Consider the following 21,888-nt stretch of genomic DNA (forward strand, 5'->3'; position numbering starts at 1 on the left):
ACCCGGCTCGGCTGCGCTTGCGGCGACCTTCCGGGGGTCTCCTGGGGGTCGGGCGTCTGCCTGTCGCGCGGGGCCCCCTGAAGCCCGTGCCGATGACAAGGCCGAGGCCCGGGGCGGTCGAGCTGACCGTGCGGCCCGCTCGGTGGCGGTTTCGGGCGGTGGCCTTTCGGTGGTTTCTCTAGCAGTTCTTCTTCGATGCGGCGGACGTCGTGCGGGGCGTGGTCAGTTTGGTCAGGGCCTTGTCGGCGTCCGTCTGCTTCGTGAGGCTCTTGAAGTCCGTGCCGATGACCAGGTCGAGGTCCGTGCCCTTGCGGCCGGCGTCCGTGCGTCGCTCCCCCGAGGCGAGCTGGGTGGCGAGCACGGGCAGTGAGCTGTTCACGGCGGACGCGGGGCCGATCAGCAGCCCGGTGCCCTTGATCTTTCCGTCGAGCTCCTTCGAGGCGTTGCCCACCTCGCCGATGCGGAAGCCGCGCTTCTTGAGCTCGTCGGCGGTCGCCTTGGCGAGCCCGGAGCGCTTCGTCGCGTTGTAGACGTTGACGGTGATCCCGCCCGGCTCGGGCAGGGCGACCGCGGGCGTGGCCGAGGGGCTCGCCTTGGTCGCGCAGTCCGCCTTGGAACCGGCCGCCGCGGCCTTCTTGCCGCCGCCCGTGAACACGTCGATGAGCTGCAGGGTTCCCCAGCCGACCAGGCCGAGCACAGCGACGGAGGACACCAGCCCGAAGACAAGCCTGCCGCGCCGCCGGGGAGGGCGCATCCGCGGGTACTTGTCCCCCGTGATCCGGTACTGGCCACCCATGCCGGGGGGAGTCAGCATGCTCATGGGCGCAGCGTAGTGCGGACCGGCGACGATTCCTACTAGATGATCATTCGACGCCGTACCGGAGAACCCGAAAGGGCCAACCTGTTACCGGGGCGTGTCCGTACGGGTGTCCTGAGGGGACCGTCCGGGGGACCTCCCCGAGGGGTGTCAGTCCAGTTCGAGCACGCGCGCGTGCAGCACCTGGCGCTGCTGCAGGGCCGCGCGGACCGCGCGGTGGAGGCCGTCCTCCAGATACAGGTCGCCCTGCCACTTCACGACATGCGCGAAGAGGTCGCCGTAGAACGTGGAGTCCTCGGCGAGGAGGGTCTCCAGGTCGAGCTGCCCCTTGGTCGTCACGAGCTGATCGAGGCGGACCGGGCGCGGTGCGACGTCCGCCCACTGCCGGGTGCTCTCCCGGCCGTGGTCGGGGTACGGCCGGCCGTTTCCGATGCGCTTGAAGATCACACGGAAAGCCTACCGGTCAAGACCTTCCGGGCGCAGCCATGGCGAGCGAGTGCGACGCTGGAAAAGACGCAATGAAGCAGGGCAAACCGGGAACAGGGGTCCGAGATGAGTGACAGCGAGACCGTGCCTCCCGCCACCGCTCCCCAGGCACCGGGCAGCGCTCCCGCCCTCCCGCAGGAGGCCCTGAAGATCGCGTCCGGCTATGCCTTCACCGGTCCCGCGCTGGATCTGGGCGCCCTGGTCTGGGACGGCGTGTGCCTGCCCGACGCACAGATCCGCATCCCTCTCGCCATGCTGAACCGCCACGGCCTGGTCGCGGGCGCCACCGGCACCGGCAAGACCAAGACGCTTCAGCTGATCGCCGAGCAGCTCTCGGCGCAGGGCGTGCCGGTCTTCCTCGCGGACATGAAGGGCGACCTGTCCGGGATCTCGGCACCCGGGCAGCCGAACGAGCGGGTGCGGGGCCGTGCGGCGGACGTCCACCAGGAGTGGGCTCCGGCCGGTTTCCCCGCCGAGTTCTTCGCCCTGGGCGGCATCGGCCGGGGCACCCCGCTGCGGGCCACGATCACCAGCTTCGGCCCGCTGCTGCTGTCCAAGGTGCTCCGGCTCAACCAGACCCAGGAGCAGTCCCTCGGGCTGATCTTCCACTACGCGGACACCAAGGGCCTGGAGCTGATCGACCTCAAGGACCTCAGGGCCGTCGTCGCCTTCCTCACCTCCGACGAGGGCCGGGCCGAGCTGAAGAACATCGGCGGCTTGTCCGGCGCCACCGCCGGGGTGATCCTGCGCTCCCTGACCGCCTTCGAGGCGCAGGGCATGGCGGACTTCTTCGGGGAGCCGGAGTTCGACACGGGCGAGTTCCTGCGTACGGCACCGGACGGGCGCGGCATCGTCTCCGTCCTCGAACTCCCCGCCGTACAGGACAGACCGCAGCTGTTCTCGACCTTCCTGATGTGGCTGCTGGCCGACCTCTTCCACGACCTCCCGGAGGTCGGCGACGCCGACAAGCCGAAGCTGGTCTTCTTCTTCGACGAGGCGCATCTGCTGTTCGACGGCGCCTCCAGGGAATTCCTCGACTCGATCGCCCAGACCGTGCGCCTCATTCGCTCGAAAGGGGTCGGCGTCTTCTTCGTCACTCAGACGCCGAAGGACGTGCCGTCGGACGTCCTCGCCCAGCTCGGCAACCGCGTCCAGCACGCCCTGCGCGCCTTCACCCCCGATGACCAGAAGGCCCTGCGGGCCACGGTGAAGACCTTCCCCAACTCGGCGTACGACCTGGAGGAACTGCTCACCGGGCTCGGCACCGGCGAGGCGGTCGTGACGGTCCTGAGCGAGAAGGGCGCCCCCACCCCGGTCGCCGCGACCCGGCTGCGCGCACCGGAGTCCCTGATGGGCCCGGTCGACGCGACCGTCCTGGACGCGGCGGTACGGCAGTCCCCGCTCCATGAGCGTTATGCACAGGCTGTGGACCGCGAGTCGGCGTACGAGAAGCTGACGGAGGCCGGGCGCGGCGCCAAGGGGCCGGACGAGCTGACACGGGCCGGGCGTGGCGCCAAGGGCCCCGACGAGATGACGGCCGGAGCGAGGACCGGGAAGCGGGCCGGGACCGGAGCCGGGGCCGGAACGGGCGCCGGGGCCGGTGGCGAGGAGAAGCCGTCGGTCGTCGAACAGGTCATCGGGAGCGGGATGTTCCAGTCCCTGGCGCGGTCGATCGGCACCCAGATCGGCCGCGAGGTCACCCGCTCGCTCTTCGGTACGGCCCGGCGGAGGCGGTAGGCCCGCCTCCGCCGCCCGGTCAGCGGTCCCCGTCCTTCCGGGGCTGCTGCGCCTGCGTCTTCTTCGCCTCCGGTTTGGGCGTGCTGCGCACGGCCTCCGCGCGCAGCAGGGCACGCAGGACCGCATACGGATCTGAGGGCATGGCTGTGCTCCTTGCGTCGTACTGACTGACCTTGCTGGGGGAAGGGGTCTGTCAGCAGCGCAGGACCACGGAGCACAGGGCGGGCAGGGTGGCCGGCGGCCACGGCGTGGCGAGCGGCGAGCCGCCCTCCGGGACGCCGGGCGCCGCGTCGGGCGCGGGCGCGGTACGCGCCGGTTCGACGGGACGGGGAGCGGTGCGGGACGGTGGCCGCAGGGCCGTGTCCAGCACGTCGTGGTCCGCGAAGTCGACGGCCACGACCGGCGTCGTGTGCATCTCGGCGCGGGCGCCCGGCACCAGCAGGGCGAGCAGCAGCACGAGCGCCCGCGGCCAGGCACGGCCGCGCGGGAGGCTTCGCGTGGTGCTCATGGAGGTCATCTCCCCGCAGGATGTACGGCGTTCATCGCGGCGGCGCCGAGTTCCGCCCGCACGGCGTACGGAGCCGGGTCACAGCGCGAGCGGAACCTGCTCGGCGTGGCTGCGGATCCGGATCGACGTGATGATCTCGACGATGCCGACCGCGATCAGCCAGATGCCGCCGATCAGGGTGAGCACGGCGATGGACTGGAACGGCGAGACGATCAACACGATTCCGGCGACGAAGGTCACGATCCCGAGGAAGATCTGCCAGCCCCGGGCCGGGACGCCGCTGTCGGAGGCCGCGGCCAGCGTCTGTGTGATGCCGCGGATCAGCCAGCCGATGCCGATCCACAGGGCGAGCAGCAGGATCGACTGCATGGCGCCGCGGAAGCAGAACAGGCCCAGCAGGATCGACAGCGCGCCGCTGATGAACGCCAGGACCCGCAGCGAGGTCGTCTTGTGCGTGCCGAAGGCGGAGACCAGCTGGAACACGCCGCTGACGAGGAGGTAGACGCCGAAGAGGATGCCGGCCGCGAGCAGGGAGGGCCCCGGCCAGATCAGCACCAGGACGCCCAGGACGAGGGATGCGACGCCGGTGAGCAGGACGATCTGCCAGGCGGCCTGGGACAGGGCGTGCAGCGGCCCTTCGAAGGGCGGCTCGGGCTCGCGGTGGCCGCGCGGGGTGTGCTGGGCGTGCTGCGTGGAGTGGACCTTGCGGTCGTCGTACTCCCGGCCCTCGGGGGAGCCGCTGCTCGGTGGCTCGGTCATGCTCCATGCTGTGAACGGGCCCGGAGCCCGCGCCACTTTGGACAGTCCACCCGGCTTACGCGCCGCGCCGGCGAGGTCACCGGCCCGCGGACTTGCCGGCGGACCTGGCCGTCTTGCCCGCGGACTTCGCCGTCTTCGCGGTCTTCGCCGTCTTGTCCGCCTTGGCCGCCGCCTTCATCTCCTGCTTGTGCGCCCGCACCTTGGCCAGCGACTCGGGTCCCGTGATGTCGGCGACGGACCGGAAGGACTCCGGCTCGCCGTACGCCCCCGCGGCCTCCCGCCACCCCTCGGGCCGGACTCCCAGCTGCTTGCCGAGCAGCGCCAGGAAGATCTGTGCCTTCTGCTTGCCGAAGCCCGGCAGGTCCTGAAGCCGCTTCAGCAGTTCCTGACCGCTGTCGACGCCCCGCCAGAGGGCCTCGGTGTCCCCGTCGTAGTGCTCGACGAGGTACTGGCAGAGCTGCTGGATGCGCTGGGCCATCGACCCCGGGTAGCGGTGCACGGCGGGCTTCTGCGAGAGCAGCGCGGCGAACGCCTCCGGGTCCTGCGCCGCGATCTCGTGCGCGTCCAGGTCGTCGGCGCCGAGCCGCCCCGCGATGGTCGCCGGTCCCTTGAACGCCCATTCCATCGGGACCTGCTGGTCCAGCAGCATGCCGGTCAGCGCGGCGAGCGGACTGCGGCCGAGGAGCCGGTCGGCCTCGGGGTCCTGGGCGAGGTGCAGGGTGACGTCCATGGGTCGATGATCCCCCGTGCGGGCCCGGGTCGCGCGTCAGTGTCGCCGACCGGTAGGTTAGGCAAGGCTAACCTAAAGTAAAGGGGTGTCACAGGGGTGACGACCGAGATCTACCGCGACGCCTGGGGCATCCCGCACGTGCGCGCCGGCAGTGCCCGCGAACTCGCCCGCGCCCAGGGCCGGGTCACCGCCCTCGACCGCGCCTGGCAGCTGGAGGTCGAGCGGCACCGGTCCCAGGGCACCTCGGCGTCCTTCCTCGGCACCTCGGCCCTGCCCTGGGACGTGTTCGCCCGCCGCGCCCGCCTGGACGACACCGCCCGGCGCTGCTTCGCGGCCCTGGAGCGACGGGACCCGGAGACGGCGGACTGGGTACGGGCGTACGTCGACGGCGTCAACGACGGCCTGGCCGAAGGCGCCCGCCGCAGCCCCGAGTTCGCCGGGACCGGCCTCGCCCCCGGCCGCTGGCACCCCTGGACCCCGCTCGGCGTCTGGCTCGGCACCCACATCCTGTTCGCGGGCTTCCCGGCCAAGCTGTGGCGGGAGCAGGTCGCACGGCACCTCGGACCGGACGCGGTCGCCCTGTTCGCCGCCGACGGTCCCGGCAGCTCCGGCAGCAACGGCTGGCTGGTCAGCGGCGAGCGCACGGTCACCGGGCAGGCCGTCATCGCGGGCGACCCGCACCGCTTCATCGAGGACCCCGGTGTCTACCAGCAGATCCGCCTCGCCTGCCCCGAGTTCGACGTCGTCGGCCTCGCCGTCCCCGGCGTCCCCGGCATCGCCCACTTCGGCCACACCGGCACGGTCGCCTGGGCCATCACCAACGCCATGGCCGACTACCAGGACCTCTACCGGGAACGCCTGCGCCGCACCGGCGCCGGGATCGAGGCCCTCGGCCCCGACGGCACCTGGGGGCGCGCCGTACGGCACACGGAGACCGTGGAGGTCGCCGGGGAGACACCGGTCGAGATCGAGGTGATCGAGACGGAGCGGGGCCCGGTGATCGCAGGGGGACCGGAGGGCCTGGACGGTGCCGACCCGTACTGGGGTGACCCGGCCGACTCGTACGGCGGTGACCCTGCCGATACGTACAGCGCGGTCCCCGCCATCCCCGCCATCCCCACCGCCCTCGCCCTCCGCTATCCGCCCCGGGTCACCGAGGACCTCGGCTTCAGTGCCCTCCTCCCCCTCCTGCGTGCCCGTGTCGTCGCCGACGTCGACCGGGCCCTCGACGGCTGGGCCGAGCCGGTCAACGTCGTGCAGGCCGCCGACACCGAGGGCGGTCTGCTGCACCGTGTCGCCGGGCGGGTGCCGGTGCGGGCGGTGGCCAACCGGACGCGGCTGGTGCCCGCCTGGGTGCCCGGCCACGAGTGGACCGGCTGGCACGAGACGCCCCGTGCCGGGCTGACCGACGGCATCGCGGTGATGGCGAACCAGCGCGGCCCGGCCACCCCCCTCGGCACCGAGTTCGCCCCGCCGCACCGCGCCGACCGCATCCGCGCCCTCCTCGACGAGCGCCGCACCTGGTCCGCCGCCGACATGCCGGCGATCCACACGGACACCCATCTCGGCTCCGCCGCGCCCCTGCTGGACCACCTGGCCGCGCTCGACGACCTCACCCCCGAGGCCGCACGGCTCAGGGACCGCCTCCTGGCCTGGAACCGCCGGATGGACGCGGACAGCGCCGACGCGGCGGTGTTCGCGACGGTGCGCGGCGCTGTCGTACGCCGTCTCGCCGCACACCCGGCGTTCGCCGCGCTGACCGAGGCACCCGCGTACCCGGAGGTCCTGCTGCCCTGGCTGGCTCTCGTCCCCCGCGTCGGCTTCGCTCTCGAACACCTGCTGAGCGCCGAGGAGCTGTACGGCATCGACCGCCCCGCCACCGTCCGCGCCGCCCTTGAGGAGGTCGCCGCCGCCCGGCCGACGGGAACCTGGGCCGACACCCACCGTCTGGCCCCCTGGCGGGCGTTGCCCGAGGAGCCGTACGCCGCCCCTGCCTCCCCGTACTCCCCGTCCCGCGAACCCGGTCTGTCCGGCGACCACGACTGTGTGCTGTGCACCTCCGCCGTGCCCGGACTCACCGACCTCGCCGCCCGCGGCCCGGCCGCCCGCTACGTCTGGGACCTGGCCCGCCGCGAGGACAGCCGCTGGGTGGTGCCCTTCGGCGCCTGCGGCGTCCCCGGCTCACCGCACCACCGTGACCAACTCCCCCTGTGGCTCGGGGGAGAACTCGCCCCGGTCGTCACCGACTGGGACCGCCTCGAAAGGGACACCGATGTCTGACCCGTACGCCGCCCCCGCCCGCGAGGCCGTGCACGAGCGGCTGATCGACGGCTTCGGGACCGTCCGCATCCTGCCCCTCGACCCGCAGGCCGACGCCGACGTCCTGCACGCCTGGGTCAGCGAGGAGCGGGCCGCCTTCTGGGGCATGAACGGCCTGAGCCGTGCGCGGATCCGGGAGATCTACGCCCACCTGGACACGCTCCCCACCCACCACGCCTTCCTGGCGGTCGTGGACGGCACACCGGCCGCGCTGCTGCAGACCTACGACCCGGAGGCCGATCGGGTCGGCGAGTGCTACGAGGTCCGGCCCGGCGACATCGGCCTGCATCTGCTCGTCGCACCCGCCGGGCAGGACGGCCCGCGGCCCGGCTGGACCTCGGCGCTGCTGACCGCCTTCGCCGCGTACTGCCTGCTCGGCCTGGACCGGCGCCGGATCGTGGTCGACCCGGACGTGCGCAACGAGAAGGCCATCGCCCGTCTCGTGCGGCAGGGCTTCGAGAAGGGCCCGGCGGTCGTCCTGCCGGAAATCGACATCCCGGACGTGTACCTGCCGGAAAAGCACGCCCAACTGGCCTTCCTCACCCGGGAGGTAGCCTTCCCCGGTGACGCCTGACGACCTGGTGGTGGGCTGCGGGGCGTCCGCGCGGCCCACCTGCTGAGCGCGGCGGGTGGTTCGTCCGTACGTATCCGGGAGCACGAGTCCGAAGACGGAGCGGTGGACGTGGGCGAAGGGCGTAGCGGTGCCTTCTGGCGTAGCGGTGTCTTCAGCGGAAACCGGCGACTTCAAGGGCTGGTGCTGCTGGGCACCCTGCTGGTCCTGCTCCTGCTCGGCGGAGCCGGCACCGCCTCGGCACACGCCGCCCTCCGGTCCACCGACCCCGCGGACGGAAGCGTCCTCAAGTCCGCACCCGAGTACGTCACCCTGACCTTCACCGAGTCCGTCACTCTGCTCGACGACTCCTTCCGGGTGTACGACCCCGCCAACCACCGGGTCCGTACGGGCGAGGCACGGCACGCTCCCGGCAGCTCCGACACCGCCCGGGTCAGCCTGCCCGGCAAGCTCGGCACCGGCACGTTCACCGTGGCCTGGCGGGTCGTCTCGGCGGACAGTCACCCGGTCTCCGGCGCGTTCACCTTCTCCGTGGGCAAGCCTTCCCCGACCACGGCGACCGTGACCGATGGCGCCACCGAGGACCCCACGACCGTCGGCCTCTACAACATCGTGCGCTACGTCGCGTACGGCGCCGTCGCCCTGCTCATCGGCACGCTCGCGTTCCTGGCCCTGTGCCGTCCGCCGGACCCCGGCCCGCTGCGCAGGCCGGTCGTGACGGGCTGGTGGACCCTGTTCGGGGCGACCGTGCTCCTGCTGGTGCTCCGCGCCCCGTACGAGGAGGGCACGGGCCCGGCGACGGCCTTCGACCTCACCGCCCTCGCCCGTACGGCGACCGGCCGCCCGGGACTGGCCCTGCTGGCCCGCCTGGCGCTGCTGCTCGTCGCGGCCGCCCTGCTGCTGCGTGTGCGGCGCCGGTCCCGTCCGGCCCTCAGCGCGGCGGGCGTCCTCTCCGTCGGCCTGGCCCTGACCTGGGCGGCCGCCGAGCACGCATCGGCGGGCATCCAGGTGCCGGTGGCGATGACGTCGTCCGTTCTGCACCTGCTGGCGATGGCGGTCTGGCTGGGCGGCCTCACGGCCCTGCTCACGACGCTGCACCGCGCCGCCGAACCGGTGCCGCCCGCCGTGGTCACCCGCTTCTCCCGCCTCGCCTTCACCTCCGTGACCGTCCTGGTCGTCACCGGCGTCTACCAGTCCTGGCGCGGCCTGGGCTCCTGGAACGCCCTCACGGACACGTCGTACGGCCGCCTCCTGATCGCCAAGCTGGGCGCGGTGACGCTGCTGCTGGCGGCGGCGGGTCGGTCGCGACGGTGGACGGCGCGGCTGGTGGGCACGCGGGTGACAGGGGCCGTACGGGAACGCGTACCGGAGCCGGTCGGAGGCCCGCCCGGACAACCGGATCGACCCGACGCAACGTCCTCCGGGGGCCCGGACCCTGACGATCCGAACCTCGACGATCCGAACCTCGACGATCCGAACCCCGACCGCCGGGGTCTGCGCCGCTCCGTGCTCGCGGAGGTGACGGTCGGCGTCGCGGTGCTGGTGATCACGACCTTCCTGACGGGCACCCTGCCGGGCCGGGCGGCGGCCGAGGCGGTGGACACGGGCGCGGCGGCGACCGGCATTCCGACCGCCTCGGTCACGATGGTGCCGTTCCGGGTCGGCAACCACGGCGGCAAGGTGCAGATCACCCTGGGCCCCGGCCGGGTGGGCCGGAACTCCGTGGAGGCCGTGGTCTTCGGTCCCGACGGCGGCCTGGCCACCGTCCCCGAACTCCGCCTCTCCTTCACCCTGGCCACCCAGAAGATCGGCCCGCTCGACGCCAAGGTCACCGACAAGGGCGGCTACTGGGCCACCGACTCCCTCAACCTTCCGATCCCCGGCACCTGGACGATGAAGGTCACCGTGCGGGCGTCGGACCTGGACCAGGTGACGGTGTCGAAGCCGGTACGGATCGTGCGGTAGCGCTCCGCTAGACCGATCGTTTGATCGTTCGGCGCGTCTGCCGCCAGGCCGCCCGGCGCGGCGAACAGGTGCCGGAGGGTGCTCGAAGGCGGGACTTCCCCGTCCATTTGCGCGCTTGTCTGAGGAGTGGTCGAGGATGAGTGCTGAGAAACCGCCCCGGGTCCGGCATGGGGCCGCTGCCCAGTCAGGGCATGTGGCGCGCCGGCGGTGCCGCGGCGTCGCTGGCCATCGTGATGCTCGGTTTCGCCGAACCCGCGCTTGCGGCCCCGTTGAGCACACAGTCGGCGCCAACGGCTTCGCTCCATGCCACCGGCGGCGACGAGTGCCGCGGAAAGCACGACAAGTGCAAGGTCGGACCTCCCGGTCCGCGCGGTCCTCGGGGTCAGCGGGGTCAGCGGGGACCGCAAGGCCCACAGGGCGCCATCGGCCCGCAGGGAGCGCAGGGTTCGCAGGGTTCGCAGGGCGACATCGGCCCGCAGGGACCCCAGGGGCCCCAGGGCTCGCAGGGCGACCCTGGGCAGACGGGTGCGCAGGGCGCGCAGGGCGCTCAAGGTGCGCAGGGCGCCACGGGGCAGACGGGTGTGCAGGGTGCGATTGGGCCGCAGGGTGTGATCGGGCCGCAGGGCCCGATTGGCCCACAGGGAGCTCAGGGCGCTCAGGGCGCTCGGGGTGCGCAGGGCGACCCAGGGGCCGGCAGTACCCGAACCGATCTTCGGGCAGTTCCTCTCGACCCAGATCGTGCGCGGCGCGACGCTTACTTGTGCGAGCACCAGCACGACCACGACAACGGCATCGTGCAACGGGCCGAAGATCAACGGTCTCGACATCCGCCTCTCGGGTATCGAAGCACAGGCCATCTGCAATTTCGTCACCGGCCAGGGCTTCAACACGGCGAGCGGGATGGGCGCCGCCGCGACTCCCTACGTCATCTGGACCGGCACGACATGGGCGCTGAGCTCGGCCGGTGCCACGCCGATGCAGAACATCAACTGCGATCGCTGAGCGGCGAGACCGGCGGGCGGCAGACCGCCCGCCGGTGTCCTGCGCCCGGTACGAACCGAAACGCACTCGCCTTTCTGCCTCGGGTCGGCGGCGTCAGAACGAACCGTAGCGGCCCGTCAGGTCGGCCTCGGGGCAGGCGACGGACCCGACCAGGCAGGCGACGCTGGCGTAGGAGCGCTTGTAGACGTCCGTCACCTTCCCACCGTCGTAGATATAGATGTAGTTGTTCGGGAACAGGCGGTGCTTGCCGGAGCGGATGGTGTAGTTGCCGCTCTTGGTGAGATTCATGGTGAAGGCACCGTCTGCCGCGCCCTTGACGCCGCCGAGCCCCTTGCAGAACGGGTTGGTGGCGTGGACGACCATGCGCACGTCCACGTAGTTGCTGCCGGACCCGAGCTTCTTGGCGTACGTGTCCTTCGCGCTGGCGGTCTTGTGGTCGACGAGCTTGCCGTCGGACTTCCTGTAGACCTTGGTCGGGTGGATGTCCTTGTTCGGGGTGACCTTCTTCGAGCTCCAGGTGACCGTCGCGTGCAGGGCGAAGCGGTATTTGTCGGACTTCCAGTTGAAGTCGCTGTGCCCGTCGCCACCGAACTGGAAGTGCTTGCCGTAGTCGCAGCCCGCGAGCGGGGCGTCGACCTTCTTCTTCGGTATGAAGCCGACCCAGGTCACGGTGGAGGTGGAGGCGGTGCCGGCCGCGTGCGCCCGGTCCACGGCGGTCTGCCGGAGGGCCGAGGCCGAGCCGGAGGCCGGGACGGACACCTTCATGCCGTACGTCCGGGCGCCCTCGCCGCCGCTCTCGGGCAGCAGAGGTACGACCTGGTAGGTGTAGTCGGTGCCCGGGCGGACGTTCGTGTCGCGGTACGACGTCACACCGGCGGCGAGCGTGGCCACCTCGGTGCCGTCCCGGGTGATCGCGTAGCGGGCGTCCTCGGTGTAGCCGCGCCAGGACAGTTCGGCGAAGCCCTTGCCCGCCGCCGAGGTGATGCCTTCCCGGGCCATGGAGGTGTCGACGACCGCCTTCTCACCCGAGAGGGCCTTCACGACTCCGAAGCCCTGTGCCGTGAGCGCCCTGCCGGTGGCGCTGTCCGCACCCACGCCGGACACGTCGGCCAGCTTGTGCGCGGAGAGTGCCGACACCGAGAACGCCGGGGTGGTGGGCGCCGGTTGCTGGTCGGCGGATGCGGTCGCGTGGAAGGCGGTCGCCACCAGTGTGAGCGGAACCACCGCCAGGCCGGCCACCTTTGTCGAACGCGAGAGCAGCAAGAGAGTTCCCCCTTCGGTCTTTGCCGTTCCGTGGAAAAGACATTACGAAGGGGGCAGTGGCGGCGTAAGTGACTCTTGGTGCAGTGCACTTGGGGGCACTGCACCAAAGGGAGGTCAGGCAAGCAGCGCGACCACGAACACCGGGTAGAGCACGCCCAGCGACCCCGTGGCCACGCCGACCGCGCTGATTCCCCGGTTCAGCCTGCGGGCGAGGCCGAGCAGACCGAAGGTGACGGCGAGGGCGCCGGCCAGCAGCGGGATCGCGATACCGATGTAGCCGGACAGCGCGGCGGTGACGGCAGCGACCACACCGAACACGAGGGAGACCGGACCGTAGAGGGTCGCGGGGCTGTCGGTGGGTGCGGTTCCGCCGGCCATGTCGGTTTCCTCACTGCGAGTCGATGTGAACGATCAGGCAAAGGAAGTAAACCCCATTCCTCGGGCAGTTCGCCCACCCGGCTCCCCAACTTGGTGGAGAGCACGATCATGGTCCGCGTCCGCGTCCGCGTCCGGCTCCGGATCCGGAGCCGGGAGACGCCCTTGGGTCCGCTGAGCGGCCCGATCCGCCTCCAGGTGGCTAGGAAGAGCCGGCGTCGGTCCGGGCGGCGGCGACCAGTGCGGCCAAGCGCTGCTCGTCGATGCCTCCGGAGGTCGCCGCGGCGATCCGGCCGCGCGGGTCGACGACGAACGTGACCGGGAGGCCCTGCGTGGTCGTCAGGCCCTTGGCCAGGGCACGGAACCGCTTTCCGCCGGGGTCCAGGACGCTGGGATAGGACATGTGGAACTCGCGAGCGAAGTCGCGGGCCGGGCCGGCGGAGTCGTCCTCGTTCAGACCCAGGACGACGACGCCCTGCCCCTTCTTCTTCTCGTGATAGCGCGTCAGCGCGGGGGCTTCCTCGCGACAGGGCCCGCACCATGAAGCCCATACGTTGACCACGACCGTCTTGCCCTTGTAGTCGGCGAGGCTCGCCGGGCGGCCGTCGGTTCCGGTGCCGGCGAGGTCCGGTGCTGAGGGACGGTGTGCGGCGTCGATGGTGAGCGCTCCGTCCGCGCTGCGATGGCGACCCGGGGAGCCGTGCGGGCCGTCCCCGAGGACGGTCGTGCCGACGAGCGCCCCGGCGCCGACGAGGGCGGCCAGGACGGGGACGTAGACACGGGCGGGCGGGCGTTTCATACGGGTTCCTTCGCGGGGCCGGGCGCGGGGTCAGCTGCCGGTGGAGTCGACGCAGTGGTTGCTCTGGCGGATCGGCCGGACGATGCGGCTCAGCTCGACCAAAGCACTGTCGACGGCGGTGTCCTGGGCATCGAAGGTGACCTCGACGGCGGGGTCGCGCCCGTAGGTGATGATCACTTTGCGGCCGTCACGGGACCCGGCCTGCCGGTAGACCCAGTCCACACTGTTGACGGTCACGCACAGGTCGGTGGTCGGAGCGGGCGGCTCCAGCCCACAGCGCAGGACCACGGTCTTGTCTCCCCATACGGCGATGCCCGGCGTGCCGGTGTCCGCGATCCCGTGTCCGTCCAGCGTTGTCGGGTAACCCTTGGCGATGCGCGCGCAGGCGGGAGCGTCGGCGTGGGGTGGCTTCTCGACGCCGTGGGCCGGAGAGTTCAGTTCGCGTGCCACGAGGACGACAGTGAGCCCGACGGCGGCGGCCGTGAGACCCAGGCCGAAACAGAGTCTGCGGGATGGGCGGGCCATGCCGGACGTACCCCCGATTTCGCGCTGCACAACATTTCCTGCTGGTCGCACAGAACAGTACGCCGCTGCTCAACTGTCCTTGTGGACACCTCCCTTATGGACGCTGTGCACGCGAAGCGCCCCGCCTACGATGTCGTGACCAACGCACTCCCATGGCCCGTAGGGGGAATTTCGCCATGCTCAAAACCGCCAAGGTGCTCATGCTGGCCTGCGCCGCCACGACGATGACCGCGGTCTCGGCCCTGCCGGCGAGCGCCGCGTCCGCGGGGAACGTGACGGCGAGCGCGTACGACAACGTACGGCTGGAAAAGGTGTGGGGGCCGACGGGGATCTGCCTCTCCATGAACGGCAAGACCGCGAACAACGCTCCGGTCGTGCAGAAGAAGTGCACCTCGGGGTCCGACCAGAAGTGGACGCTCAAGGGGACGTCCGCCGGTATCTACACGATCAAGAACAAGAAGTCGGCGAAGTGCCTGGGCATATCCAGCACGAGGAGCGGCACCGTCATCACCCAGCGGCCGTGCAACGCCTCGTCCAAGACCCAGCAGTGGTACCTGGCCGACAGCAAGATCCACAGTAAGTGGGCCGGGAAGTGTCTGACCGAGGCGGGCTCGACGCTCGGCCAGAAGGCCACGATCACCGCGTGTGGCGAGAGCACCGCGAAGCGGAAGGCCCAGGAGTGGGGCACTTCCTGACGCTCTGAACGGGACTGCAAGTGGCCGGTGAACAAATCGAGTTCACTGTCAGTACCGACAAGTAGGGTGATCAGTGATCACCGCCGTACTCGGGGCACGGGGCTCTGCTGGGAAACGCGGGATCGGGAAGGATCTTCCATGACGACGCTGACGTGTGCCTACCGGCGCCTGGGTGCCGAGCCAGTACACGGATCCGTCAGGGTGGACCAGCTCACGGACCGGGAGAAGGAAGTGTTCCTTCTGCTGGGTACGGGCCTGGGCAATCGTCGGCTCGCGAACGAACTGCGCATCTCCGAGCGGACGGTGAAGGCACACATAGCGCGGATCATCGAGAAGCTGGGGCACCAGACCCGGCTGCAGACGGCACTGCTGGCCGTCCTCGTCCACGACACGCTGTGCGTCGACACGGGCTGCATCCGCTGAAACCCCCGGTCCGAGGCGGCGATGGCACGGCCGGCACATGCTCATCGCGGTACCTCCATGTGCCGGACGCCATGCTCAAGGACGTGGCCCGGAAGATCGCGAAGGGCCCCGCTGAAGATCAGCGGGGCCCTTCGATCTGCCTGTGCTTTCCAACTGTGTTGGTGGGCGCTCGGGCCGTGTGCGGGCGCGTTCACCTGGGTTCATGGGCGGCTGGCTCCCTATGTCAGATCCGTTCTGGGTCTGGCCTGAACGGCCGTGAACGTAGCTGAATGAGACGGAAACTGAGACGGCCCCCACGAGGCGGGCGGACGTTTCTGGGTGCTCATGGGGGACGGCAACTATGGAGAGCGCAACCATGTCGGCCGTGATCGCGGCTGCCGCAGCGGTGGTCGGGGGCCTTCTGACTGCGTTCGCCACACGGTCCGTGGAGCGGCTACGGCTCCGGGCCGGTCTGCTGGAGAAGGCTCAGGAGCGGCGTCTTGCCGGCATTGAGGGCTTCATGCTGGCGACAAGCCTGTGGATGGACTGGCTCACCTACATCCAGGAGACAGGCTGGGAGGACAAGCAGGAGGAGCTGAACCGCCGAGTCCGGGCACGCGACGAAGCGTATCGGCGGTTGTTGCTCTTGGCTTCGGATGAGCTGTACGGCTGGTTGAAGGGCACTTACCTGCCTGCGGAGCACCTGGTCCGGCAGACCTACGTACGTCAACTGCGGAGCGGTACCGAGGTCGACGAGCAAGCGCTGGCCGCCCGACGGGCCTTCAACGCCATGCTGAGGGATGACCTCATGGACAAGGTGCGCCCGGAGATCCACAAGCTGCGCAACCCCCTTGCGTGAGTGCTGGGTCGAGGGACTTGGGCCCTGAGGTTGGGAAGCAAAGGTGCTTTAGGGATGGTTCCCCGCACGATCTGGCACGCGTCCTGTATCCGACCACATGGTGATGTCAGTGCGGGCGGACACAATGGGCGCCATGAGTGATCACTACGAAGTTGTCTTCTCCTGCTTCCTCCGCGACGACACGCCGGCCCCGGTTCTGGCGGCCCTGCGCTGGCACATGGGCATTGACGACGAAGGTCCGGACGACCTGGACCCAGACGATCATCCGTACCCATTGCTTCTCTCGGGCCAGGGCCGGCTTCCCGGCGGCGACATCGTGTCCCTGCGCCGCACGGTGCAGGAGTTCACGTCATCGGGGAAGCGGTACGAGTGGGAGCTGTTCGTGCGCATCTACTGGGTCGATGACCTCACGCTCCACCTCGACGCACTGCTAGAGCTGATCGCTCCTCACGTCGCGCGCCGGGGTTACGACGGCTACATACGCGACGAGTACGACATCGAGGTAAAGACCTTCAAGTTCCATGACGGCACTTACGATCCGGTCGAGATCTAAGAAGGAGCACGTGTGTCGCTGCACCCACACCGGCCTCAACCAAGATTGGTGCGCTTGTGGTGCGCGCGGCCTCTGCTGCTGGATCAGGCTGCCGTCATCAGGTCGGTTGGCTCGGCGCTGTTGTGGGGAGCTCTTCCGTGAGCGGATCGCCCCGCGTAGCGCAGAGGGGTTCGAGCACTGGCAGCTGAAGGTGAGGGAACTCGTCGATCGGTGCCGGTTGATCACAGAGCGGTTGAGGGACCGTGAGGCGCGACCCAGTGAGTGTTGAGCTCGGTCTCAGCAGCATCGTGGAGGTCCTGGGCGCCTACCGCCGCGGTGACCACAGGAGTTTGGTTCGTGGTTACAAATACAAGGCTCGGCGATGGGACGCGAATCGGAGGCGCGAAGCGCGGCGACAGACGCAATTTTCTGCCGTGCAAGCTGGATGGATCGCATCGCTTACTCTCTGGATCATGGATGACTCCGAGGCGTTTCGCGCAGCGGTCAGAGTGCAAGCGGCGGCCATGCTGAACGGCGATGCTTCACCGTACGACCGGGCGTTGGAAATTTGGCGTCTCGCAATGGGTGAGTGGCCTGGGCGTGACGGTGACGAAGCATGTATTTCGCTCCATCTCATCTGGGGCGCGCTGACCGATTGGGTGGAGCTCCGGCCTGCGGAAACGGATCAAGCTGAGACACACATGATCACTGCTGCCCGTGAGTGGCTGACTGTCGAGGGTGACCAACAGGCCGAGGCCCGGTACTTCGATCGATGGATCTACGACATCCTCGGGTACGAGCGCCCATCAGTTACCGGGTGATCGGGCACGGCAGAGGTACGGCCATTCGGCTACTCGTAGACGACGGCCGCGCTGAGGGCCCGCGCGAAGAAGGTCCAGTCGCCGTCCGGCGGCATCTCTTCACCGAGGTACCGGTACGAGCCGGGCGAGTCCGTGATCCACGCGGCGAGCGCACCGAGGTAGTCCTCCACAGTGCGGTTCTCCCACTCCTCGCCCCGTCGGCGAAAGTCGTCGCAAAGGTCGTGGATCACGGCGGCCAGGGACTCTCGCGTCATGACTTCCTTGAAGGGATCGGGCGCATCGTTTGACATGGCGGGACCCTAGCGTGGTCGGCGTAGTGCCGTCCGTCGACTGGTGACGGCTCCGCGCCCGCTTTGCAGTCTGGCCTCGTCGTCGGCCTCGATCTCCCGGCGTACTCCTCTGCTTCGCCCGCTCCACCTAAGCCACAAACCAACCTCAGCTCCCTCTGCGGTTTGGGTAAACCGGCCCCCCGGGAGACGATCACCCGCTAACGATCACACCACCGATTGGCACGAGCGACCTGCACCCAACCCGCACCAGTCCCGTGACCAACAGATTCGAGATGAAGCGGCTTCGCTGACGACGGAGGCTGCGGTGGGTCGGTGATGCGGAGCGGCCGTGGCGGGCCCGGCCGAGAGCTGGGGCCGTTGTGGATCACTGTGGAGTGACGGGGCCCGCAGGCAGGGCTCGTTGTGGGGTCGCCGGAGGTGCGATTGCCCGGGAGCCGGTCTCGCCGGACTCGAGCGCACCGGATTCCGCGTTCTGGGACTCCACCTCGTCCAGGACATGCTGCACAGTCGAACGCTGCCAGTCGAATACCAGCTGATCGCTTGCGAGTACCGCTTCGAGTTCCGCGATCGCCCGCCGCCGGTTGATGCGGGCGAGGAGACGGGCGGCCTCCCAGCGCTTGTCCGCGTTGAAGCTGTCCCGGACCATCGCGAGGAGCGCCTTCTCCCCGGCTCTGCGATCGACCTGGGCCAGCGTGTACGCGTAGTGCGCTGGTGTATGCATGCTGTGACCGCTGAGTTTGCGGCGGAGCACCTTTGCGGCCGACCGCGGATTCAATCGCGCCAGCGCGTCGACCACGTCCGGGCCTGCTGCGAACGGTTCTTCGCGGATCCGCTTTTGAAGGGCACGCGCGGCGCGGCCGCGGTCCAGCTCCGCCAGCATCCCGGCGACCTCAACCGTGTCGGGGTCGTGGTTCAGCTCGCGCTCACTGACCAGCTTTTCCAGGACGGCTCGGGCCCGCCTCGCATCGTGCAGCACCAGGGCCTGCGCGGCGGTCACCCGTTCCTCCCCGGAGCGGGTCCGGTCCAGCGCCCACTCGGTCAGCAGCCGGGCCGGATCTCGCCCCTTCTCGGCTGTGGCGGCCTCGAGGAGGATTTCGGGGCCGTGCAACCCGGCCACGTCCCGTCCCGCGATCAAGGGCGGGGCTGGGAGGGTCCGCAGTTCCGGCAGCAGTTCCGACAGGTACACAGCCGCCCTGAGGCGGTCGCCCAGCGACAGGGATTCGTCTGACACCAGGGAGGTGAATGCCTCCACGCCCAAGGCGTGTTCCAGCAGTCCGAGAGTCCAGGCCGCGTCGAGGCGGGAGGTGACGACGGCCTGTGACCCCGGCGGCACGGGATAGGTGTATGTAGTGGTGCCACGCACCTCGCGCCACTGTGTGGTGTTTCCGGCGAAGCGCATGCCGGCCGCTACAGCTTCCCGGAGTAGCACGACCGCCCGGTCCCGGTCCCACGCGGCCAGCTCCCAGACCGCAGCCAGTCGCTCGTGGGCCGCGAGATGCAGCGCTGTCACCATCTCTTCCAGCAGCGCCAGGCCGTTGGCTCGGTCGGCGTAGACGAGGGCACCGGCGGCCCACGCGCAGCCGTGGTCCAGTGCAGCGGCGCGGAGCCGGGTGAGAATCTCCGGCAGAACGCGGGCGGGAAGCGAGCCCTTGTCGTGTAGTAGGCGGGCCACGAGTCCGGTTGCCCGACCCGGCTGACGCGGCTGCTCAGTCTCGTCTCTCGGCCAGGGTTCGTGCAGCGGCATCGCGTTCGCGTGATGGAGTGCCGTCGCCCGCGTAGCGCGTCTTGCGGCCTCCGTCGCGCGCCTCGCGGCGCTCGGCCCGAACAGGCTCAGGACCAGGTCACCGGCGTCCTTGCCATGTTTCGCCCAGAGTCCGAACACGAACTCCACATAGGCGTTCTCTTCGGGAAAGTCGTGAACCGGCCAGTCTTCGCTCACCCTCGAAACCACGGCCTGGCCGGCGCTCGTCGTTGGCTCGGTGATGCGTGCTGTGAGCCGGGCAGCAAGGAATTCCTGCACGGTCTGGTGCAGGAATCCGAGGTCGTCGCCCTGGCCGATCATTAGGCCGGTGCGCCGCAGCAGCTCGAGCAGGACCTCGCGCCACTCATCCTCGGGCAGGTGGCTGGGCCGTAGCTCGGCGGTCTCCCGTATGGCCAGTTCCAGCACCGACACATCCTGCCCGCCGAGCGTCTGACGACACAGCGCCAGCTGCTCCAGCAGTCCGCGTACCCGCTTGACCAGCTCGCTCACGGCTTCCGGGCCGTCTGGATATCCCTGGACACGGGCTCGCAGCGCTTCCAGGGCCAGGGTGGGCCGCCGGTGCATCTTCTGCAGGAGACGGTCGATGAACCGCTCGTACAGCTCGATCCGTCCGTGTGGCAGCGGGCTGTCCGGGCTCTCGGCGAAGATCACCACGAGCATGGTCGCCAGCAGCGGGATGCCAGCCAGATGCAGCATGTGGCTGCGTTCCGTTGCCTGGAGGAAGCGGTCGGCGAGCGTCTCCGCCTCGGGCAGCCGCAGGCTGTGGAACCACTGGTTCGCAAACTCGCGCAGCACGTTCAGTCCGAAGGGCTGGATACGGAAGACGGGCGCGTCCACCCTCAGTAGGGGCTCGAGTTCCTCACGGGGCAAGGGACGTGTGGTCACCAGGACGTGGAAGTCCGGTGTCTGGCAGAGCGACGCGGCGGTGTCGAGCACTGCCTTGCGCTGGTCTGGGTCGAGTACCTCGTCCACCCCATCGACCAGGACCAGCCAGGGAACTCCCGGCAGCGGCGGTCCCGCGAACACGTCGTTGGACAGCGGTGTTCTCAGGCGTACGGCCGGGTCCTGTTCCACGGCGGTGCGCAGCAGGCCGGAGAGGGATCCGGGCTGCACGAGGGCGTCGGCCCGCACCCGCACCGGCACTGCGCCTGGCTGCCCGCCGGCCAGCCAGGCGTCGGCGAGCCGCGCGGTAAGTCGCCGAGCGAGGCTGGACTTGCCCGCGCCGGGGCCGCCGATCACCACCACATGCGGGTGCTCCGTGATCAGGGACTCCGCTGGCAGTAGAGGCGCATCGCCGAGGTCGGTGTGGGGTTCCACCGAACCCTGGGGCGAGACGTGCTGGCTGACGTAGACCTCGGCGAGCGGTGGAGTCTCGACGCCGGGCACCCGGACCGCGTACGGATGGTCGTTGGCCGCCGCTCGCGCGGCCCGCAGATATCCGCGCAGCGTTGGACCGGTGTACCTCCAGCCGCCCGCGTGTAGCTGGGCATCGTCCAGGAGATCCAGCCAGGCACGGCGGGAGCGGGTTACGGCGCCGGGCTCATCGAGGACGTTGTATGTGTCGAGCAGTGTGCGTACGGGGATTAGTCGCGCGCCGGGCACGCCCCGCTCCAGCGAGTGTGCGAAGCGGAGTACCCCGCAGACGGCGCCGGTACGCCAGTTGAGCACTGGTGCGCCACTGAAACCGGGGGCGGCCCGACCGTGCGTCGCGTGATACAGGTCCACCGAACCGCCCTGGTGCGCCCGCCGGGACGGCCCCTGGGCGATGAAGGAGACCGCGTCACCGTCCCGATAGGGCCCATGAGGGTGGCCGTAGGACCACAGATCGTCTCCCGGTTCAATCGCCTCGGCCAGGCAGACCAGCGGATGTTCGAGCTCCTCGGGCACGCGAAGCAACGCCAGGTCGGGGCCCGTGCCGCCTGGGCCCGCTGGGTGAAACCACTCAGGCACTGCCGTGAGGGACAGTTCTTGGCCACGCCAGCGGGCAGTGATCGGAGCGTCGGCGGAGCCCACCACATGGGCGCAGGTGAGCACCAGTCCGGGCCCCACGAAGAAACCGGATCCCTCGGCGCCGCCCGCGCCCGTGAGCACGAGCACGGCGTCGGATAGCGCGTCGACGAGAGCGGACCTTGTCACGTGCCGATTGTGACCGTACTCACTCTCGCACGCACCTAATATGCCTGCATACATCAATAGTTGGGAGTAATCCGTAGTGGACTAGATGATTCCGGTATCTCTGCCAGACGGGAGCAGACTGCTGGTTCGGGCCGAGCGAACCGCGCCAACCGGGAGCGGGGGCGACGACGAGCGTGAGATTGCCGCGCGCGGGTGCCTGGCATCGACCAGGTCACCGAGGCGGTCGGCAGCTTCGCCGAGCGCCTCGGCGCCGTCCTCAGGCGCTCAGCGCCGACGCGGTTCACCGTCGAGTTCGAGTGCGAGATCGACTTCGACGCCGGGGTTCTGGTCGCAGTCATCGGCAAGAGCAGTGCCGCTACACCGTTCCGCCACGGCGATGGAATGCAACCTTCGCTGTACCGGCCACATTCTTTCTGCGTGGCTGGATCCAGGTCCTGCACCCGTCCGAAGTGGCCACCTGGCTCTTCTTCCGGTGGATGAGCCAGACCATGCGGGACAAGCATGCCGAGTCGGGCATCTACCTATACCTGAGCAC

General features: G+C 69.9%; 22 protein-coding genes. 10 read left to right on the plus strand and 12 right to left on the minus strand.

The window, feature by feature from the left end; genetic code table 11:
* Positions 1-178 precede the first annotated feature (178 nt).
* Both AB0I54_RS31290 and AB0I54_RS31295 read right to left on the minus strand, forming a co-directional pair.
* Positions 179-820, minus strand: coding sequence for a LytR C-terminal domain-containing protein (locus AB0I54_RS31290; protein ID WP_363299569.1), 642 nt, complete (start codon positions 818-820; stop codon positions 179-181).
* Between the two features lie 147 nt (positions 821-967).
* The gene (locus AB0I54_RS31295) at positions 968-1,264 is read right to left on the minus strand and encodes a type II toxin-antitoxin system VapB family antitoxin (RefSeq protein ID WP_003999914.1); all 297 of its coding nucleotides are present in this window, start codon (positions 1,262-1,264) and stop codon (positions 968-970) included.
* Between the two features lie 105 nt (positions 1,265-1,369).
* Here AB0I54_RS31295 and AB0I54_RS31300 point away from each other — a divergent pair, with 105 nt between their 5' ends.
* On the plus strand, positions 1,370-3,040 hold the full coding sequence (locus AB0I54_RS31300; protein WP_363299570.1) for a helicase HerA-like domain-containing protein: 1,671 nt from the start codon (positions 1,370-1,372) through the stop codon (positions 3,038-3,040).
* A 19-nt stretch (positions 3,041-3,059) separates the two neighbouring features.
* On the opposite strand, the gene AB0I54_RS31305 is transcribed toward AB0I54_RS31300, so the two are convergent.
* The 4 genes from AB0I54_RS31305 to AB0I54_RS31320 all read right to left on the minus strand — a co-directional run bounded on the left by AB0I54_RS31305 (position 3,060) and on the right by AB0I54_RS31320 (position 5,037).
* Positions 3,060-3,182 carry a hypothetical protein gene (locus AB0I54_RS31305; RefSeq protein WP_263210422.1) on the minus strand — a complete coding sequence of 41 codons (123 nt, stop codon included), beginning with the start codon at positions 3,180-3,182 and terminating at the stop codon, positions 3,060-3,062.
* A gap of 51 nt (positions 3,183-3,233) precedes the next feature.
* Positions 3,234-3,548 carry a hypothetical protein gene (locus AB0I54_RS31310; protein ID WP_363299571.1) on the minus strand — a complete coding sequence of 105 codons (315 nt, stop codon included), beginning with the start codon at positions 3,546-3,548 and terminating at the stop codon, positions 3,234-3,236.
* A gap of 78 nt (positions 3,549-3,626) precedes the next feature.
* Complete coding sequence (locus tag AB0I54_RS31315; protein WP_363299572.1) at positions 3,627-4,307, minus strand: HdeD family acid-resistance protein; 681 nt, start codon at positions 4,305-4,307, stop codon at positions 3,627-3,629.
* A 76-nt stretch (positions 4,308-4,383) separates the two neighbouring features.
* Positions 4,384-5,037, minus strand: a complete 654-nt coding sequence (locus tag AB0I54_RS31320) for an HhH-GPD-type base excision DNA repair protein (protein WP_363299573.1) — start codon at positions 5,035-5,037, stop codon at positions 4,384-4,386.
* A 96-nt stretch (positions 5,038-5,133) separates the two neighbouring features.
* Here AB0I54_RS31320 and AB0I54_RS31325 point away from each other — a divergent pair, with 96 nt between their 5' ends.
* From AB0I54_RS31325 to AB0I54_RS31340, 4 genes are all read left to right on the plus strand, one after another.
* Complete coding sequence (locus AB0I54_RS31325; protein WP_363299574.1) at positions 5,134-7,317, plus strand: penicillin acylase family protein; 2,184 nt, start codon at positions 5,134-5,136, stop codon at positions 7,315-7,317.
* Positions 7,310-7,930, plus strand: coding sequence for a GNAT family N-acetyltransferase (locus AB0I54_RS31330; RefSeq protein ID WP_363299575.1), 621 nt, complete (start codon positions 7,310-7,312; stop codon positions 7,928-7,930). Before AB0I54_RS31325 ends, AB0I54_RS31330 begins: the two co-directional genes overlap by 8 nt.
* A 180-nt stretch (positions 7,931-8,110) precedes the next feature.
* The gene (locus AB0I54_RS31335; RefSeq protein ID WP_363299698.1) at positions 8,111-9,892 is read left to right on the plus strand and encodes a copper resistance protein CopC; all 1,782 of its coding nucleotides are present in this window, start codon (positions 8,111-8,113) and stop codon (positions 9,890-9,892) included.
* A gap of 669 nt (positions 9,893-10,561) precedes the next feature.
* The gene (locus tag AB0I54_RS31340) at positions 10,562-10,894 is read left to right on the plus strand and encodes a hypothetical protein (protein WP_363299576.1); all 333 of its coding nucleotides are present in this window, start codon (positions 10,562-10,564) and stop codon (positions 10,892-10,894) included.
* A gap of 93 nt (positions 10,895-10,987) precedes the next feature.
* Here AB0I54_RS31340 and AB0I54_RS31345 read toward each other — a convergent pair whose 3' ends face one another.
* The 4 genes from AB0I54_RS31345 to AB0I54_RS31360 form a co-directional block, all read right to left on the minus strand.
* A complete protein-coding gene (locus AB0I54_RS31345; RefSeq protein WP_363299577.1) occupies positions 10,988-12,118 on the minus strand; it encodes a hypothetical protein in 1,131 nt (376 codons plus the stop codon).
* A 153-nt stretch (positions 12,119-12,271) separates the two neighbouring features.
* Positions 12,272-12,535: a hypothetical protein gene (locus tag AB0I54_RS31350; protein ID WP_363299578.1), complete on the minus strand. Its 264-nt coding sequence runs from the start codon at positions 12,533-12,535 to the stop codon at positions 12,272-12,274.
* Positions 12,536-12,734: 199 nt separating this feature from the next.
* Positions 12,735-13,331: a TlpA disulfide reductase family protein gene (locus AB0I54_RS31355; protein ID WP_363299579.1), complete on the minus strand. Its 597-nt coding sequence runs from the start codon at positions 13,329-13,331 to the stop codon at positions 12,735-12,737.
* A gap of 30 nt (positions 13,332-13,361) precedes the next feature.
* Complete coding sequence (locus tag AB0I54_RS31360) at positions 13,362-13,781, minus strand: DUF3515 domain-containing protein (RefSeq protein WP_363299580.1); 420 nt, start codon at positions 13,779-13,781, stop codon at positions 13,362-13,364.
* Between the two features lie 251 nt (positions 13,782-14,032).
* Between AB0I54_RS31360 and AB0I54_RS31365 the strand changes: the two genes are divergently transcribed.
* The 5 genes from AB0I54_RS31365 (at position 14,033) to AB0I54_RS31385 (ending at position 17,165) form a co-directional block, all read left to right on the plus strand.
* A complete protein-coding gene (locus AB0I54_RS31365) occupies positions 14,033-14,551 on the plus strand; it encodes an RICIN domain-containing protein (protein WP_363299581.1) in 519 nt (172 codons plus the stop codon).
* A gap of 138 nt (positions 14,552-14,689) precedes the next feature.
* Positions 14,690-14,974 carry a LuxR C-terminal-related transcriptional regulator gene (locus AB0I54_RS31370; protein WP_363299582.1) on the plus strand — a complete coding sequence of 95 codons (285 nt, stop codon included), beginning with the start codon at positions 14,690-14,692 and terminating at the stop codon, positions 14,972-14,974.
* 355 nt (positions 14,975-15,329) lie between these two features.
* Complete coding sequence (locus tag AB0I54_RS31375; protein ID WP_363299583.1) at positions 15,330-15,812, plus strand: hypothetical protein; 483 nt, start codon at positions 15,330-15,332, stop codon at positions 15,810-15,812.
* Between the two features lie 133 nt (positions 15,813-15,945).
* The gene (locus tag AB0I54_RS31380; RefSeq protein ID WP_363299584.1) at positions 15,946-16,365 is read left to right on the plus strand and encodes a hypothetical protein; all 420 of its coding nucleotides are present in this window, start codon (positions 15,946-15,948) and stop codon (positions 16,363-16,365) included.
* A gap of 452 nt (positions 16,366-16,817) precedes the next feature.
* Positions 16,818-17,165, plus strand: a complete 348-nt coding sequence (locus tag AB0I54_RS31385) for a hypothetical protein (protein WP_363299585.1) — start codon at positions 16,818-16,820, stop codon at positions 17,163-17,165.
* A 29-nt stretch (positions 17,166-17,194) separates the two neighbouring features.
* Here AB0I54_RS31385 and AB0I54_RS31390 read toward each other — a convergent pair whose 3' ends face one another.
* Positions 17,195-17,455, minus strand: a complete 261-nt coding sequence (locus AB0I54_RS31390) for a hypothetical protein (protein ID WP_363299586.1) — start codon at positions 17,453-17,455, stop codon at positions 17,195-17,197.
* A gap of 364 nt (positions 17,456-17,819) precedes the next feature.
* The gene (locus AB0I54_RS31395; protein ID WP_363299587.1) at positions 17,820-21,353 is read right to left on the minus strand and encodes a trypsin-like peptidase domain-containing protein; all 3,534 of its coding nucleotides are present in this window, start codon (positions 21,351-21,353) and stop codon (positions 17,820-17,822) included.
* Positions 21,354-21,888: the final 535 nt, after the last annotated feature.

This window comes from Streptomyces sp. NPDC050625 (assembly GCF_040654755.1).
GTDB lineage: Bacteria > Actinomycetota > Actinomycetes > Streptomycetales > Streptomycetaceae > Streptomyces.

Coding starts and splice junctions, on each gene's coding strand:
- AB0I54_RS31290 (WP_363299569.1), bottom strand. CDS start 820: ATGAGCATGCTGACTCCCCCCGGCATGGGTGGCCAGTACCGGATCACG.
- AB0I54_RS31300 (WP_363299570.1), top strand. CDS start 1,370: ATGAGTGACAGCGAGACCGTGCCTCCCGCCACCGCTCCCCAGGCACCG.
- AB0I54_RS31305 (WP_263210422.1), bottom strand. CDS start 3,182: ATGCCCTCAGATCCGTATGCGGTCCTGCGTGCCCTGCTGCGCGCGGAG.
- AB0I54_RS31310 (WP_363299571.1), bottom strand. CDS start 3,548: ATGAGCACCACGCGAAGCCTCCCGCGCGGCCGTGCCTGGCCGCGGGCG.
- AB0I54_RS31315 (WP_363299572.1), bottom strand. CDS start 4,307: ATGACCGAGCCACCGAGCAGCGGCTCCCCCGAGGGCCGGGAGTACGAC.
- AB0I54_RS31320 (WP_363299573.1), bottom strand. CDS start 5,037: ATGGACGTCACCCTGCACCTCGCCCAGGACCCCGAGGCCGACCGGCTC.
- AB0I54_RS31330 (WP_363299575.1), top strand. CDS start 7,310: ATGTCTGACCCGTACGCCGCCCCCGCCCGCGAGGCCGTGCACGAGCGG.
- AB0I54_RS31350 (WP_363299578.1), bottom strand. CDS start 12,535: ATGGCCGGCGGAACCGCACCCACCGACAGCCCCGCGACCCTCTACGGT.
- AB0I54_RS31355 (WP_363299579.1), bottom strand. CDS start 13,331: ATGAAACGCCCGCCCGCCCGTGTCTACGTCCCCGTCCTGGCCGCCCTC.
- AB0I54_RS31365 (WP_363299581.1), top strand. CDS start 14,033: ATGCTCAAAACCGCCAAGGTGCTCATGCTGGCCTGCGCCGCCACGACG.
- AB0I54_RS31370 (WP_363299582.1), top strand. CDS start 14,690: ATGACGACGCTGACGTGTGCCTACCGGCGCCTGGGTGCCGAGCCAGTA.
- AB0I54_RS31375 (WP_363299583.1), top strand. CDS start 15,330: ATGTCGGCCGTGATCGCGGCTGCCGCAGCGGTGGTCGGGGGCCTTCTG.
- AB0I54_RS31380 (WP_363299584.1), top strand. CDS start 15,946: ATGAGTGATCACTACGAAGTTGTCTTCTCCTGCTTCCTCCGCGACGAC.
- AB0I54_RS31385 (WP_363299585.1), top strand. CDS start 16,818: ATGGATGACTCCGAGGCGTTTCGCGCAGCGGTCAGAGTGCAAGCGGCG.
- AB0I54_RS31390 (WP_363299586.1), bottom strand. CDS start 17,455: ATGTCAAACGATGCGCCCGATCCCTTCAAGGAAGTCATGACGCGAGAG.